This is a genomic window from Janthinobacterium sp. GW822-FHT07A03 (assembly GCF_058798815.1).
Genome location: NZ_JBXAKW010000005.1, coordinates 111,177 through 125,484 on the forward strand (window position 1 = coordinate 111,177; position 14,308 = coordinate 125,484).

Genomic DNA, 14,308 nt, shown 5'->3' on the forward strand with positions numbered 1-14,308 from the left:
GGGCATCCAGTCAAGGGGGATGGGTGGGGGATTCCTTACAGGCCCAGTTCCGCCACCAGCGCCTGGCCGATGGCCCGCTGTTCCGCCAAAATGGCGCGCAGGTGGTGGGGGCGCGTCTTGACATTCGTCATGACCACGCGCAATACATTCGTCGGGCCGGGGTAGCGCGTCGATTCCAGGACCGTGCGCGACACGAAGCTGTGGCCTTGCGCCTTTTGCCGGTTTTGCAGCTTGGCGTTCAAGGTGTTCAGGTGCGTGTTCAGCTCGGTCGCCGCCTCCACCTGACCGCCGGCCAGCAGGCTGTCCATGCGCTGGCGCAAGTGCGCGGGCACGTAGCGGTAGGTCAGGATGAAGGTGTCCGAGCGCGTGACGAGTTCGAAATCCTGCTGGTCGGCCAATAAATCCTGCAACTGGCCTGACAGGGTGGCCGCCTGCAGCAGCAGGGTGGTATAGCCGGACACGCCCAGCACCTTGAACGAGGTCCACAGTTTCAGGGCGTCGAAGCGGCGCGAGCCTTCCAGCGACGTCTGGCCCAGGTCGCCCGAGTTGTCGCGCAAGATGTAGTTGGCGTTGTGCTTCAACAGGTTCAGGCTGGCGCTGTCCTTGAACAGCACCATGCTTTGCGCCATCGGCACCCACAGCAATTTATGCCCGTCGATGACGACTGAGTCGGCCAGGGCGATGCCGTCGTACAGGGCGCGGTACTGTTCCGCGATCAGCAGGGCGCCGCCCCAGGCCGCATCCACGTGGAACCAGATGTTTTCCCGCGCGGCAATCGCCGCCATGGCGGCCAGCGGGTCGATGGCGCCCGTTTCCGTCGTGCCGGCGATGCCGATCATGGCGACGACCTTGATCTTGCGCAAGTTTAAATCGGCAATCGTCGCTTCCAGCGCCTGCACGTCGATGCGGTTGTCGCGGTCGACGGCCACCAGGTGCAGGGCGTTTTCGCCCAGGCCCAGGGTCGCCAGCGCCTTTTTCACGGAATAATGGCTGCGGGCCGAACCGATCACGGCCAGTCCCGCGTAGCCGGATTCTTGCATGGCGGCAAACAAACCGCGCTTGCGCGTGCCGGGCAATTGTTTTTCCAGCGCCACGGCCAGTGCCGTCAGGTTGCCCATGGTGCCGCCATTGACGACATTGCCCAGCGCGCCGCTGGTGGCGGCCATCGCCTGCGCGTAGACGGCGTCCGGCTGCTGGTACACCTGGCGGTGCAGCCAGCCCAGGATCTGCTTTTCGATCAGGGTCGACACATACGCCGTCTCGATCTTGACCTGGTTCTGGTTCAGGGTGGCCGTAAACGCTTCGGCCAGCACGCTGATCCAGGGCAAGGCCTGCGTCATGTGGCCGATGTATTGCGGATGGTTCAGCTGGGCCGTGTTGGCCAGCACGGTGGTATCGAGTTCCTGCAGGAAATCTGCGACGGGCATGCCGTGCGCGGGCAGGCAAGTGTCGGACAGCTGTGTCAGCAGTTCCGCGTACGGCGTGTGCGGGTATGGTGTGTCGCGTTCGGCGGCCAGCCAGCCGCCCAGCATGCGCAGCGCCTGCTGCAGGGGCGCAGGCTCCTGTTGCAGCGCATCGATGGAAAAATGCTGCTGCAGCAGCCGTTCGATAGCGGTATCGGTCATTGCGCGTTTGTCTTCTCTACTGATTGCTGATGTCACGGTGCCAAATGCATTGCGCCCTGGAGGAAGCGGGATTTTACCCGACTCCGCCAAGGCGCATCAGTTTGCTATTTGTAAATGGTAATCAGAAGTAATTCAGGCCCAGCGCCGACTTGACTTCATCGGCCGTGCGGGCTGCCACTTCGCGCGCCTTGAAGGTGCCTTCCTTCAGCATCTGGATGACCTGGCCCTTGTCCTTGGCGAACTCTTCGCGGCGGGCGCGGATCGGCGCCAGCATTTCCTGCAAGACCAGGTCCAGGCGTTTCTTGACGATGCTGTCGCCCAGGCCGCCGCGCACGTAATGGGCCTTCATTTCGGCCAGCGCGGCTTTTTCCGGGTCGAAGGCGTCCAGGTACGTAAAGGCGATGTTGCCTTCCAGGTGGCCCGGGTCTTCCACGCGCAGGTGCAGCGGGTCCGTATAGACTTTTTTCACGGCGGCCGTGATTTCGGCCGGGGTCGCGCCCAGGTTGATGGTGTTGCCCAGCGACTTGCTCATCTTCGCCTTGCCGTCGATGCCGGGCAGGCGGCCGATATCGGGTACCAGCGCCTTGCATTCCATCAATACTTCACGGTTGTACATGCGGTTGAAGCGGCGCACGATTTCATTCGTTTGCTCGATCATCGGGATCTGGTCTTCGCCCACGGGCACCACGCCCGCCTTGAAGGCCGTGATGTCGGCCGCCTGGCTGGCCGGGTAGGTCAGGAAGCCGGCCGGAATGTCGCGTTCGAAGCCGCGCAGGCGGATTTCTTCCTTGACGGTGGGATTGCGCTCGAGGCGCGCCACGGTGACGATGTTCAGGTAGTAAAAGGTCAGCTCGGCCAGTTCGGGAATCTGCGACTGGATGAAGACCGTAGTCTTGCTCGGGTCGATGCCGACGGCCAGGTAGTCGAGCGCCACTTCGACGACGTTGCGGTGCACCTTGTCGATGTCGTCCATATTGTCCGTCAGCGCCTGCGCGTCGGCCAGCATGATGAATTGCTTGTAGCTGTTCTGGTAGGCGACGCGGTCGCGCAGGCTGCCCACATAGTGGCCCAGGTGCAGGGGGCCGGTGGGGCGGTCGCCCGTCAGGATCACGGATTGCGAAGCGATGGCGGCGGCCGACAGCGGTGCGGCCGGGGTGTTGTCGGTGTCGGGGGTATCGGGAGTGTTAGGCAAGCTCATCAAGTTTCCTTTTGAGCCGCCTGCATCGGGGATGATCCAGGCTGAGCCTGTTACGCCACCGATCGAGGCGGCGTGGATCAAATTCACATCACTATGCAGTGGCCGCGCGAAAGTGAGCGGGACCACCAATTCAAGCAGGCGTGTTGTGATGGGATAAATTTCATGGCGTTATGGTTGCAGTTCGTGCGCGTTCTGTCAAGTTGCGTGCCTATATATCTGCTGCGCTGCGTCAGAGGCTAGCCTACTGCGGAACTTGCTTTCCGGGTACTATTGCCGTTCGGCCACTTTTACGTGGCATGAATCATTGGAGAACAGTATGCGCGTGTCGTCCCCCGTCCGGCTCACCGGCCTGGCTTTTGTTATCAGTTCCTTGTTTGCCGTACCGGCGATGGCGCAAACGCCGCCGATGACGCCCGATATCGGCGCCAGGCTGGTGCTGCCCGATATGAATGATTACGTCAAGCGCGTGGTGATGATCCCCATGCGTGACGGCGTCAAGCTGTACACGGTGATCGTCGTGCCGAAAGACGCCAAGCGGGCGCCCATCATGCTCACGCGCACGCCGTACAACGCGGCGCGCCGCGCCCAGCGCGCCACCAGCGCCAGCATGCTGGCCACCTTGCCGCAGGGCGACGACACCCTGGTCGAGAACGGCTACATCCGCGTCTTCCAGGACGTGCGCGGCAAGCATGGCTCGGAAGGCGATTACGTGATGACGCGCCCCGTGCGCGGCCCGCTGAACAATACCAAGGTCGACAACGTGACCGATGCGTGGGACACCATCGATTGGCTGGTGAAAAATGTGCCGGAAAGCAATGGCAAGGTGGGCATGCTGGGTTCCTCGTACGAAGGCCATACGGTGCTGATGGCCCTGGTCGACCCGCATCCGGCGCTGAAGGTGGCCATTCCCATGAGCGCCATGGTCGACGGCTGGCGCGGCGATGACTGGTTCCATAACGGCGCCTTCCGCATGCCGAGCTTGTCCTACCTGGCGTGGCAGACGAGCGTGCGCGGCAGCGGCGAGGCGCCCGTGCTGGGCGTCTACGACGACTACGACGCGTATCTGCGCATCGGCTCGGCCGGTGATTTCGCGAAGAAATTCGGCATCGACAAGCTGACCTACACGAAAAAGCTGTTCGAGCATCCGGCCTACGACAGTTACTGGCAAGAACAGGCGCTCGATAAAATCCTCGCCAAGCGTCCGCTGATCGTGCCCACCATGCACGTGGTGGGGCAATGGGACCAGGAAGACATCTATGGCCCCTACGCCACCTACGCGGCGATGGAAGGGCGCGACAAGCACAACAACCTCAATTACCTGGCCATCGGCCCGTGGCGCCATAGCGGCGTCAACTATGAAGGCTCCAGCCTGGGCGCCCTGAAGTTTGACGGCGATACGGCGCGCCAGTTCCGCGAAAAAGTCATGCAGCCATTCCTCAACCAATACCTGAAGGATGGCGCGCCGGAGGCGAATACGGCGCCCGTCGTGTCCTACCAGAGCGGCACCAACCAGTGGCAGCGCCTGCAGCAGTGGCCGCTGGCCTGCGAGACCTGCGACACCAAGCTGACGCCGATCTACCTGCAGGATGGCTACAAGCTGGGCTTTGCGCCAGCGCAAGCGGCGGCGGACGCCGCCAACGGCGCCTTCGACGAATACGTGTCCGATCCCGCCAAGCCCGTGCCTTTCGTGCCCCGTCCCGTGCGCCTGAACGACGCCGACGTGTGGAAGCCATGGCTGGTCAGCGACCAGCGCGGCTATGCGGACCGCACGGACGTGCTCAGCTACGTTTCCGAACCGTTGAAAACGGCCGTGCGCATCGCCGGCGCACCGATGGTCAACCTGTTCGCCGCCACTAGCGGCACGGATGCGGACTGGGTGGTAAAGCTGATCGACGTGTATCCGGACGAAGTGCCGTCGCAGCCGGCCATGGGCGGCTACCAGCTGGGCGTGGCGATGGATATCTTCCGCGGGCGCTACCGCGACAGCTTCGAGCACCCGACGCCAATACCGGCGGGCAAAGTGGAGCGCTACCGCTTCGCCTTGCCGAACGCGAATCACGTCTTCCTGCCCGGCCACCGCATTGCCGTGCAAATACAGTCGAGCTGGTTCCCCCTGTACGACCGCAACCCGCAAAACTACGTGCCGAACATCTTCCTGGCCGACCCGGGCCATTATAGAAAGGCGACGCAGCGCGTGTACCACGCGGCAGGTGCTGCCAGCGCGATCGAATTGCCGATTGCGCCGCTGGACGCCCGCTAGCCCATGCGCATGAGAATGGCGCCCGCCGCGATCAGGCCGATGGCCAGGTAGCGGCGGGGGCTGATTTTTTCGCGCAGGAACAGGGCCGCAATGGCGATGGCGAACAGGATCGACGTTTCGCGCAGGGCCGCGATGGCGGCCACGGGCGCCTGCGTCATGGCCCACAGGGCCAGGCCATACGAGGCCAGCGTGCCGAAACCGCCAAACGCGGCCAGACGCCATTGCGTTTGCGCATACGCAAACAAGCCGGCGCGGCGGCGCAGCAAGGTCCACAGCAGCAGTCCGGCGCCATTCAGCACAAAAATCCACATCGTGTAGGCGGCCGGCGCGCCGGACAGGCGCACGCCGATGCCGTCGATCAGGGTATAGCTGGCGATGACGCAGGCGTTGCCCAGCGCAAAGGCGGTGGCGCGCCCCGTGCTTTTCGCCGCGCCAGGCATGGCGGGCGTGCGCGCGGCGAAATACAGGCCGAAGATGCCCGCGCTGATGCAGGCGACGGCGCCCATCTGCATGGAAGACAGGCGCTCGCCGATCAGCGGCCAGCTGGCCAGCGCCACGAGCAGCGGCGCGCTGCCGCGCATCAGCGGGTAGGCATGGCTCATGTCGCCCGCCTTGTAGGCGGCCGCCAGCAGAGAATAATAGGCCAGCTGTGCCACGGCCGAGGCGGCCAGGTAGGGCCAGCTGGCGGGGGCGGGGGCAGCGACGAAGGGCAAGACTGCCAGCGAGATCAGGGCCGCGCCCGCGGAGACCAGCACGGTGGTGAGGAAGGTATCCTCGCCCGACTTGACGATGGCATTCCAGCTGGCATGCAGCAGGGCGGCAAACAGGACGACGGCGACGACGAGACCGGACATGCAGGCCTTAGCGCGGGCGTATGCTCTGCGACAACAGTTCCTGGCGGTGATGGCGCTGGAAGCCTTCCATCAGGGTGCCCGAGCGGCTGGCTTTTTCCAGCAGTTCGCGCAGGGCCGCCTGGTCATCCGCCGTCAGCGACTTGCGCGACAGGTAGACGCCGCTCATGCCCCACGGCAATTCCGGCAAGGCTTCCAGGCGCAGGCGGTCGGCCAGGCCATACACGCGGGCATCGTTTTGCGCCACGCCGGCCAGGATGGTGGGACTCATGATGGTGGCGTCGATGAAGCCGCTTTGCATCAGGCGCGCCACGGACAATGCGTCAACTTCGTAGAACAGGCGGCCCTGGCTGCTCAGTTCCTTGGCCAGCGCCTGGTAGGACACGCCATAGTCGTAGCCGCGCACGAGCGCCACGCGCAATTCGCGCCGCTCGATCAGTTCCTGCATGGTGTTGATGGGCGTGCGCGTGCCCTGCAGCGAGATCAGCAGGGGCCGGCTGCCCATCAGGGGGATGAACAGGCCGTGCTGGTCGCGCCGCGGCGTGCTGCTGGCGGGTATCAGCATGTCGGCCTTGCCCGCCTCGAACATCGCCTCCAGGCGCGCGCGGGGCACGGCCGTGAAGATGAAATTGCAGCCGAGCTTGGCGCCCATGCTGCGCAGCAAGTCGGGGTAGATGCCGCCGATGGCGGCGCCATTGACCACTACGCTGGCGCCGATGGCCGAGACGGGCACCTGGATGTCGCGCGAGCATTGCGCGCCCGCCAGGGGCGGCAGCGCCAGCGCCAGCATGGCCATGGTCCGGCGCCAGGCGCTGGAATAAAAGTCAGTCATACCCATCCTTGCTCACCATCGAATCGCGGGCGTCGGCAACGTCCGCTTGATTATCCCATTCTCGCTTATTTATTTCTCAAATGCAATATTATCCTGCCGACTACTTTGTGGTGGAAACCGCAAGTCTGGCCAGCCGCTGTGCCTGGAAGTAGCGCCAGGCCACCACGATGCCCAGGGTTTGCATGATGGCGCACAGATAGAAGGTGCTGCCGATGCGCCAGTCCTGTGCTGGCAAGTGGCTCACTTCGCCGAGGATCATGCTGCCGAGCAAAGGCATGATGATGATGCCCAGGCTGCTGATCGATTGCAGGGAGCCCATCAGTTCGCCCTGTTCGCCGGCGTTCGATGATTTCGAGATGATGCCTTGCAGTGCGGGGCCGGCGGCAAAGGCCAGCAGGTTGCACAGGATCAACGCGTACATCATCCAGCCTTGCGTGGCCAGGCCGTACAGCAGGTAGGTGAGGGCGCCCGAGGCCATGCCCAGCAGGGACAGGCGCACTTCGCCAAAGCGCTTGATGAGGATGCCCAGCAATCCCGCCTGCACGACGGCCGCGCACAGGCCCACGCAGAACAGGGCGATGCCGTTCTGGCGCGGCGTCCAGTCGAAGCGGAAATGCGTGTACAGCACCCAGGTGGTGTTGAGCATCATTTGCGCAAACGTCATCAGGCCGAAGGCCAGCACCAGGCCGCGGATCTCCACGCGGCGCACCAGTTTCAGCAGGGCCGCGAACGGATTGATGCGTGCCCAGGTAAAGGGCGCGCGCGGGCCCGGCTGCAGCGATTCGGGCACGAAGAAATAGCCGTAGATGAAATTGGCCGCCGACAGGCCCGCCGCCACGTAAAACGGCAGGTGCAGGTTGATCTCGCCCAGCAGGCCGCCCAGCATGGGGCCGCAGATGAAGCCCAGGCCGAAGGCGGCGCCGATCTTGCCGAAGCTCTTGGCGCGGTTGTCGTGCGTGGAAATATCGGAGGCGTAGGCGGACGCGACCGACATGCTGGCCGACGAGACGCCGCCGATGATGCGGCCGATGAACAGGCAAGCGAGGTTCGGCGCCCAGCCCGTGGCCAGGAAATTGATGCCCATGCCGGCCATCGAGTACAGCAGCACGGGACGGCGTCCCACGCGGTCGCTGATGGCGCCCAGCATGGGCATGAAGATGAATTGCAGCAAGCCGAAGACGGCCGCCATGATGCCGTACCAGAACGCCTGCGCATCCTTGCCGTCGACAAAGTCGCCGATCAGGATGGGCAGCACGGGCACCACCAGGCCGATGCCCAGCATGTCGATGAAGACGCAGACGAGGATGAAATTGAGGTTGCCGGCGCGCGCGGGCGCGGCGCTGGACGGGGACTGGCTGTCGGGGCTGGTTTTATCGGACATGCATGCTTTCGGCGCGTTGGCATCGCGCCGGCGCGTTACAGGATGCTGCTGGCGCGCGGCGCGATAGCTGAGGCTTGCATTATAGACAGCATGCGCGCTGCTGGCTATCGCCACCAAGCTTATGCGTTCATTCCCCATTCGTCGGCAAAGGCGGCGCGAAAATCCGTCAGCACGGCCAGGCGCTGTTCGGCCAGCGCGCGGCCGGCCGCCGTCTGCATCTTGCCGGGAAGCTTGTCGAGCTTGGTGACGATATGGTCGAGCGCGTAAGCCTTGTCGTCGAGCGGGCGATGCCGGGCCAGCGGATCCGTGCCATGCGCCAGCGCGCTATCCATGCGCGCGGCCGTGTAGAACAGGCGCGCCAGTCCCACGGCGCCCAGCGCGTCGATGCGGTCGGCATCCTGCACGATTTGCGCTTCGATCGTGTGCGGCGGCAGGTTGGCGGAAAAACTGTGCGTCTCGATGGCGTGGGCCACGCCGGCCAGTTTTTCTGCCGGGAAATCCAGTTCGGCCAGCTGGCGGCAAGCGAGAGCGGCCGCCTGGCGCGAGGCCAGGTGGCGCTCGGGATGGTTTTTCGGCAGGTTGACCAGGTCGTGCAGGTAGCAGGCGGCCATCACGGTGAGGGCGTCGGCCTGCGCATGTTCCTGCAGCAGGACGGCGGCGTTGCGCCAGACGCGGTGCAGGTGGTTGATGTCGTGGGCGCCGTCATCGCCCAGGCCGGCCGTGGCCAGCGCCAGCAGGCGTGGTTGCCATTGGGAAAGCAAAGAATGCATGGTTCAAAGTCATAAAAAGCAGGGGCCGCCAGTGTGGCATAAAACGCCGCCCCGTGCGGCGGGGAGCGTGACGCCGCGGCGTGCCGTATTCGCCACATAAATTGCATTTTTGAAAAGTCCAAATCAGGCGGCCGCTCTTTTTTAGTGCATGTAAAATTTACATGGGGTAACATTGCCGTACGGAAATTAGAAGCATAAGCTAATTGCGAGAAAGTATTTGCAAAAACATAGCAGTGGCGGCCATTCCATCGTGCATGGCGCGCCACGTCCAGGGTCGCGCGCAGCGTGCCTTGGCCTGCGCCCCAGGCGAGTTAACGAAAGGATTATCATGAACACCAATTCCAGCGACACTGGCGCCACCGTTGCCAAGGCTGCCGAATACCTGGCCTTTACCCTGGGCCAGGAAGAGTATGGCATCGACATCCAGAAAGTCAGCGAAATCCGCAGCTACGAAACGCCGACCCGCATCGCCAACGCCCCCGAGTTCGTCAAGGGCGTGGTCAACCTGCGCGGCATCATCGTGCCGATCGTCGACATGCGCATCAAGTTCAACCTGGGCACGCCCAGCTATGACCAGTTCACCGTCGTCATCATCCTCAATATCGGCAACCGCGTCGTCGGCATGGTCGTCGACCGCGTCTCCGACGTCACCACCCTGATGCCGGAACAGATCAAGCCGGCGCCGGACATGGGCCGTTCGATCAATACGGAATACGTGATCGGCCTGGGTACCATCGACGAGCGCATGCTGATCCTGGTCGATATCGACCAGCTGATGTCCAGCGCCGACATGGGCCTGATCGAAAAACTTGCAGCCTAGGCCGCCAGGAAAAGTCCAGGACGGCGTTGCATTGCCTTGCCGTACTTTCGTACTGTCTTCGGCAACGCGCCTTGCCCTGAACATTTCCTGACACCCTGGTGCCGAGAGGGTTTCTTGGAAACAATTGACCCCAAGCATTGTTTGCTTTTTCTGCAAGGCGCACGCTAGCACCTTTCCTGGCGCACGGTTCAGCCGAACCGTGCGCCAGTTTCACTTTCGTTTCACTTTTTACGCCAATTCGCTACTGCGGCCAGCCAGCGCCCGCCCATGAGCGAGATCGTCAGCTTGTTGCCAGGCTGATGGCAGGGCTTTTTAGGATAGTCACATGAATGTATTACGCAACGTCAGCATCGGTGTCCGCCTCGGACTCGGTTTTGCCGTGATTTTGCTGTTTTCCATGCTCATCACGGGCATCAGCGTCTGGCGCCTGCACGACGTGGCCAGCGCCACGCGCGTCATGATGGAGCAGCCGCTGGCGAAGGAACGCTATATTTCCGACTGGTATGGCCGCATCGACAGCGCCGTACGCCGCACCATCGCCATTGCCCGCAGCAGCGATACCTCGCTCAGTGGCTATTTCGCCGAAGAATCGAAAGTCTCGTCGGCCAGCTCGGCCGAACTGCAAAAGAAGATCGAGGCGCTGATCGACAAGCCGGAAGAAAAAGCCATGTTCGCGGGCTTGCTGGAACAGCGCAAGCTGTACATCGGTTCGCGCGACCAGGTCTACAAGCTCAAGGGTGAAGCGCAGGTCGATGCCGCCAACGAAGTGTTTGAAAAGACCTTCGTGCCGGCCGCCGCGAAATACCAGAAGATGGTGCTGGACTTGCTGGAACACCAGCGCGCCAGCATCGACACGACGGCGCGCGAGATCGACGCCGTCGCCAATACCAGCCGCAACCTGATGCTGGTGCTGGCCGCGCTGGCGCTGGCTTTTGGCGTCGTCTGTGCCTGGGTCTTGACGATGGGCATCGTGCGCCCCCTGCGCACGGCCGTGGACATCGCCCGCAAGGTGGCCGATGGCGACTTGACGGCGCAGATCGACGCCAGCGCCAAGGATGAAACGGGGCAACTGCTGTTGGCCCTGAAGGACATGAACACGAGCTTGCTCAACATCGTCAGCGAAGTGCGTACGGGCACGGACAGCATCGCGACCTCGTCGACGGAAATTGCCGCCGGTAACCAGGACCTGTCTTCCCGCACGGAAGAGCAGGCTGGTTCCCTGGAGGAAACAGCTTCTTCGATGGAAGAGCTGACTTCCACCGTGAAACAGAACGCGGACAATGCGCGCCAGGCGAACCAGTTGGCAGCCTCGGCGGCGCAAGTGGCCGTCAAGGGCGGCGAAGTCGTGGCGCAGGTGGTGGGCACGATGGAATCGATCAACGCGTCGTCGAACAAGATCGTCGACATCATTTCCGTCATCGACGGCATCGCCTTCCAGACGAACATCCTGGCCCTGAATGCGGCCGTGGAAGCGGCGCGCGCCGGCGAACAGGGCCGTGGCTTTGCCGTGGTGGCGTCCGAAGTGCGCAACCTGGCGCAGCGTTCGGCCAGCGCCGCGAAAGAGATCAAGACCCTGATCGGCGCGTCCGTGGAGCAAGTCAACGCGGGCAGCATGCTGGTGGCGCAGGCCGGCTCGACCATGAACGATATCGTCGACAGCGTGCAGCGCGTGAGCGACATCATCACGGAAATCACGGCAGCGAGCAGCGAGCAAAGCGTGGGCATCGACGAGATCAACCGGGCCATCGGCCAGATGGATGCCGTGACGCAACAAAATGCGGCGCTGGTGGAAGAGTCGGCGGCCGCCGCCGAATCGATGCAGCACCAGGCGCACAACCTGGCGCAAGTGGTCAGCGTGTTCAAGCTGAATGGCCAGCAGGCCGGCGCTGGCGCTGCGAACGGTGTAAGACACGCGCAGAAACGCCCGGCAGCACCGCAAACTGCCTTACGCATCGGCACGCGCTGATGCCGCTGTGGCTGTTCCGTGCAGCCGCAGCCTTTTGTTTCCCTTTTATATAGTCTGGTTCCGCTTTTTTAGGATATTCACATGAATTTGTTAAGAAACGTCAGTATTGGTGTGCGCCTCGGCCTGGGTTTTGCCGTGATTTTGCTGTTTTCCATGGTCATCACGGGCATCAGCGTGTGGCGTTTGCACGACGTGGCCACGGCCACGCGCACCATGATGGAGCAGCCGCTGGCGAAGGAACGCTATATTTCCGACTGGTACAGCAAGATCGACAGCGGCATCCGCCGCACCACGGCCATCGTGCGCAGCGCCGACACCTCGCTGGGACCGTATTTTGCGGAAGAAGCGAAACAGTCGTCCGTCGTATCGAGTGAACTGCAAAAGAAAATCGAAGCTTTGATTTCCGGCCCGCAAGAAACGGAGCTGTTCCGCCAGGTCAGCGAAATGCGCAAGGTCTATCTTGATTCCCGCGAGCAAGTATCGAAGCTGAAGGCGGCTGGCCAGACGGAAGAAGCGGAAAAGGCCTTCCAGGCCGTGTTCGTGCCAGGCTCGACGAAATACCAGAAAGTCATCATGAACATGCTGGAACACCAGCGTGCCAGCATTGACGCCACCGCGCGCGAGATCGACGAAGTGGCAAAGACCAGCCGCAACCTGATGCTGGTGCTGGCCGCGCTGGCGCTGGCTTTTGGCGTCGTCTGCGCCTGGGTCTTGACGATGGGCATCGTGCGCCCCCTGCGCACGGCCGTGGAGATCGCCCGCAAGGTGGCCGATGGCGACTTGACGGCGCAGATCGACGCCAGCGCCAAGGATGAAACCGGGCAACTGTTGCTGGCGTTGAAGGACATGAACACCAGCCTGCTCAATATCGTCAGCGAAGTGCGCAACGGCACGGACAGCATCGCCACGTCCTCGACGGAAATTGCCGCCGGTAACCAGGACCTGTCTTCCCGCACGGAAGAGCAGGCTGGTTCCCTGGAGGAAACAGCTTCTTCGATGGAAGAGCTGACTTCCACCGTGAAACAGAACGCGGACAATGCGCGCCAGGCGAACCAGTTGGCAGCCTCGGCGGCCCAGGTGGCCGTCAAGGGCGGCGAGGTCGTGGCGCAGGTGGTGGGCACGATGGAGTCGATCAACGCGTCGTCGAACAAGATCGTCGACATCATCAGCGTCATCGACGGCATCGCCTTCCAGACGAATATCCTTGCCCTGAATGCGGCCGTGGAAGCGGCGCGCGCAGGCGAGCAGGGGCGCGGCTTTGCCGTCGTGGCGTCCGAAGTGCGCAACCTGGCGCAGCGTTCGGCCAGCGCCGCGAAAGAGATCAAGACGCTGATCGGCGCGTCCGTGGAGCAAGTCAACGCGGGCAGCATGCTGGTGGCGCAAGCCGGTTCGACCATGAACGATATCGTCGACAGCGTGCAGCGCGTGAGCGACATCATCACGGAAATCACGGCAGCGAGCAGCGAGCAAAGCGTGGGCATCGACGAGATCAACCGGGCCATCGGCCAGATGGATGCCGTGACGCAACAAAATGCGGCGCTGGTGGAAGAGTCGGCGGCCGCCGCCGAATCGATGCAGCACCAGGCGCACAACCTGGCGCAAGTCGTCAGCGTCTTTAAACTGAATGGGCAGCAGGCCGGCGTCAGCGGTTTGAAGGGCATCAATGGCACCGCGCGCCCGGCAGCCAAGGCACCGCAAGAAGCGCTGCGGATCGGCCGCGCCGCTTAGTCTTTCTCTACCCAGCCGGCGATCGCCAGCTGCGACAGCCGGTCCGCCTCGCCATTGCGGTGGCGCGGCAGCCAGCGCAAGCTCACATCAGTAAATTGTTCCAGCAGGGCCACTACGGTGGCCCTCTGCGTTTCCAGCCCCTTGGCGCCGACCGGCGTCGTTCCCAGCACGTCATTGATCACCACCTGGCTGTCGCCGTACAGCAGCAGTTGCACGGGCGGCGGGCGCACGCCGAGTGCCGCCTGCAGCACGGCCGTCAGGGCCGCGTATTCCGCGTCGCTGCTGCTGCCATAACCGGCCGCTTCGCTCACTTCGATACGTTCGCCGTTCGGCCCCAGCAGTAGTGCGCCTATGCCCAGCTTGCCCGGGTTCGGGTGGGCGGAACCGTCGAACCAGCCGCGCCAGGCCTGCGGGCCGCCATGGTCCTGCCGCTTGAGCGCCAGCTGCGCGCGGCGCGCCTGCATCCTGGCTTCCTTGCGCAGTTTTCGCGCCGCTGCTTCCGGCATCATGGCTTGATCAGGAAAGTGTCGATCAGGCTGCCGATCCAGCACGCCACCAGCACACCAACGGCCACCGTCATGGCGGGGCCGTCATTGGCGGAGAGCGCCTCCACTTTTTCCATGATCAGCTGCACGTCGAGGGGCAGGGCGCCGCTGTCGATCTGTGCCATAACCTGGTCTAACCGTGCCATGATCTGGCGCAATACGATCGCCAGCGCGACCAGGGCCGGCACGAGGAAGAGGCAGCCACGGGCCTTGCGTTTTAATAAGAAATGCCCGCTGCCGGGAAACACCAGTGCCGACAGCAGCAGGGCGAGATGACGCTTGGAAGGAGGAGAGCCGCTCATGCGTGCCTTTTCTAGGGGAAAGAGCGGCTC

Annotated in this window: 12 protein-coding genes; 4 read left to right on the forward strand and 8 right to left on the reverse strand. The window is 63.3% G+C overall.

Annotated features, from left to right (window positions below):
- Nucleotides 1-35: 35 nt before the first annotated feature.
- The gene (locus AC1RJW_RS15385; protein ID WP_493045670.1) at nucleotides 36-1,625 is read right to left on the reverse strand and encodes a pyridoxal-dependent decarboxylase; all 1,590 of its coding nucleotides are present in this window, start codon (nucleotides 1,623-1,625) and stop codon (nucleotides 36-38) included.
- Nucleotides 1,626-1,746: 121 nt separating this feature from the next.
- Nucleotides 1,747-2,823 (reverse strand): tryptophan--tRNA ligase, encoded by a 1,077-nt coding sequence (gene trpS, locus AC1RJW_RS15390; protein WP_493045671.1) that lies wholly within the window; start codon nucleotides 2,821-2,823, stop codon nucleotides 1,747-1,749.
- Nucleotides 2,824-3,139: 316 nt separating this feature from the next.
- Between trpS and AC1RJW_RS15395 the strand changes: the two genes are divergently transcribed.
- A complete protein-coding gene (locus AC1RJW_RS15395) occupies nucleotides 3,140-5,083 on the forward strand; it encodes a CocE/NonD family hydrolase (RefSeq protein ID WP_493045672.1) in 1,944 nt (647 codons plus the stop codon).
- Here the strand turns inward: AC1RJW_RS15395 and AC1RJW_RS15400 are convergent.
- From AC1RJW_RS15400 to AC1RJW_RS15415, 4 genes are all read right to left on the reverse strand, one after another.
- Nucleotides 5,080-5,937: an EamA family transporter gene (locus AC1RJW_RS15400; RefSeq protein ID WP_493045673.1), complete on the reverse strand. Its 858-nt coding sequence runs from the start codon at nucleotides 5,935-5,937 to the stop codon at nucleotides 5,080-5,082. The genes AC1RJW_RS15395 and AC1RJW_RS15400 overlap by 4 nt on opposite strands.
- Nucleotides 5,938-5,944: 7 nt before the next feature.
- Nucleotides 5,945-6,766, reverse strand: a complete 822-nt coding sequence (locus tag AC1RJW_RS15405) for a substrate-binding periplasmic protein (RefSeq protein WP_493045674.1) — start codon at nucleotides 6,764-6,766, stop codon at nucleotides 5,945-5,947.
- Between the two features lie 100 nt (nucleotides 6,767-6,866).
- On the reverse strand, nucleotides 6,867-8,147 hold the full coding sequence (locus tag AC1RJW_RS15410) for a TCR/Tet family MFS transporter (protein WP_493045675.1): 1,281 nt from the start codon (nucleotides 8,145-8,147) through the stop codon (nucleotides 6,867-6,869).
- Nucleotides 8,148-8,266: 119 nt separating this feature from the next.
- Nucleotides 8,267-8,917 (reverse strand): HD domain-containing protein, encoded by a 651-nt coding sequence (locus AC1RJW_RS15415; RefSeq protein WP_493045677.1) that lies wholly within the window; start codon nucleotides 8,915-8,917, stop codon nucleotides 8,267-8,269.
- 328 nt (nucleotides 8,918-9,245) lie between these two features.
- On the opposite strand from AC1RJW_RS15415, the gene AC1RJW_RS15420 reads away from it, so the two are divergent.
- The 3 genes from AC1RJW_RS15420 to AC1RJW_RS15430 all read left to right on the forward strand — a co-directional run bounded on the left by AC1RJW_RS15420 (nucleotide 9,246) and on the right by AC1RJW_RS15430 (nucleotide 13,431).
- Complete coding sequence (locus AC1RJW_RS15420) at nucleotides 9,246-9,737, forward strand: chemotaxis protein CheW (protein ID WP_034752308.1); 492 nt, start codon at nucleotides 9,246-9,248, stop codon at nucleotides 9,735-9,737.
- Between the two features lie 325 nt (nucleotides 9,738-10,062).
- Nucleotides 10,063-11,703, forward strand: coding sequence for a methyl-accepting chemotaxis protein (locus AC1RJW_RS15425; RefSeq protein ID WP_493045678.1), 1,641 nt, complete (start codon nucleotides 10,063-10,065; stop codon nucleotides 11,701-11,703).
- An 81-nt stretch (nucleotides 11,704-11,784) separates the two neighbouring features.
- Complete coding sequence (locus tag AC1RJW_RS15430; RefSeq protein ID WP_493045679.1) at nucleotides 11,785-13,431, forward strand: methyl-accepting chemotaxis protein; 1,647 nt, start codon at nucleotides 11,785-11,787, stop codon at nucleotides 13,429-13,431.
- Here AC1RJW_RS15430 and AC1RJW_RS15435 read toward each other — a convergent pair.
- Together AC1RJW_RS15435 and AC1RJW_RS15440 are read right to left on the reverse strand one after the other, a co-directional pair.
- A complete protein-coding gene (locus AC1RJW_RS15435) occupies nucleotides 13,428-13,940 on the reverse strand; it encodes a ribonuclease HI family protein (RefSeq protein ID WP_493045680.1) in 513 nt (170 codons plus the stop codon). The genes AC1RJW_RS15430 and AC1RJW_RS15435 overlap by 4 nt on opposite strands.
- Nucleotides 13,937-14,278: a hypothetical protein gene (locus AC1RJW_RS15440; protein ID WP_493045681.1), complete on the reverse strand. Its 342-nt coding sequence runs from the start codon at nucleotides 14,276-14,278 to the stop codon at nucleotides 13,937-13,939. Before AC1RJW_RS15440 ends, AC1RJW_RS15435 begins: the two co-directional genes overlap by 4 nt.
- Nucleotides 14,279-14,308 lie beyond the last annotated feature (30 nt).

Excerpts from the sequence above, each read along its gene's own strand:
- AC1RJW_RS15400 (WP_493045673.1), bottom strand. The coding sequence starts at position 5,937 with ATGTCCGGTCTCGTCGTCGCCGTCGTCCTGTTTGCCGCCCTGCTGCAT.
- AC1RJW_RS15435 (WP_493045680.1), bottom strand. The coding sequence starts at position 13,940 with ATGATGCCGGAAGCAGCGGCGCGAAAACTGCGCAAGGAAGCCAGGATG.
- trpS (WP_493045671.1), bottom strand. The coding sequence starts at position 2,823 with ATGAGCTTGCCTAACACTCCCGATACCCCCGACACCGACAACACCCCG.
- AC1RJW_RS15410 (WP_493045675.1), bottom strand. The coding sequence starts at position 8,147 with ATGTCCGATAAAACCAGCCCCGACAGCCAGTCCCCGTCCAGCGCCGCG.
- AC1RJW_RS15395 (WP_493045672.1), top strand. The coding sequence starts at position 3,140 with ATGCGCGTGTCGTCCCCCGTCCGGCTCACCGGCCTGGCTTTTGTTATC.
- AC1RJW_RS15420 (WP_034752308.1), top strand. The coding sequence starts at position 9,246 with ATGAACACCAATTCCAGCGACACTGGCGCCACCGTTGCCAAGGCTGCC.
- AC1RJW_RS15425 (WP_493045678.1), top strand. The coding sequence starts at position 10,063 with ATGAATGTATTACGCAACGTCAGCATCGGTGTCCGCCTCGGACTCGGT.
- AC1RJW_RS15385 (WP_493045670.1), bottom strand. The coding sequence starts at position 1,625 with ATGACCGATACCGCTATCGAACGGCTGCTGCAGCAGCATTTTTCCATC.
- AC1RJW_RS15430 (WP_493045679.1), top strand. The coding sequence starts at position 11,785 with ATGAATTTGTTAAGAAACGTCAGTATTGGTGTGCGCCTCGGCCTGGGT.
- AC1RJW_RS15405 (WP_493045674.1), bottom strand. The coding sequence starts at position 6,766 with ATGACTGACTTTTATTCCAGCGCCTGGCGCCGGACCATGGCCATGCTG.
- AC1RJW_RS15415 (WP_493045677.1), bottom strand. The coding sequence starts at position 8,917 with ATGCATTCTTTGCTTTCCCAATGGCAACCACGCCTGCTGGCGCTGGCC.
- AC1RJW_RS15440 (WP_493045681.1), bottom strand. The coding sequence starts at position 14,278 with ATGAGCGGCTCTCCTCCTTCCAAGCGTCATCTCGCCCTGCTGCTGTCG.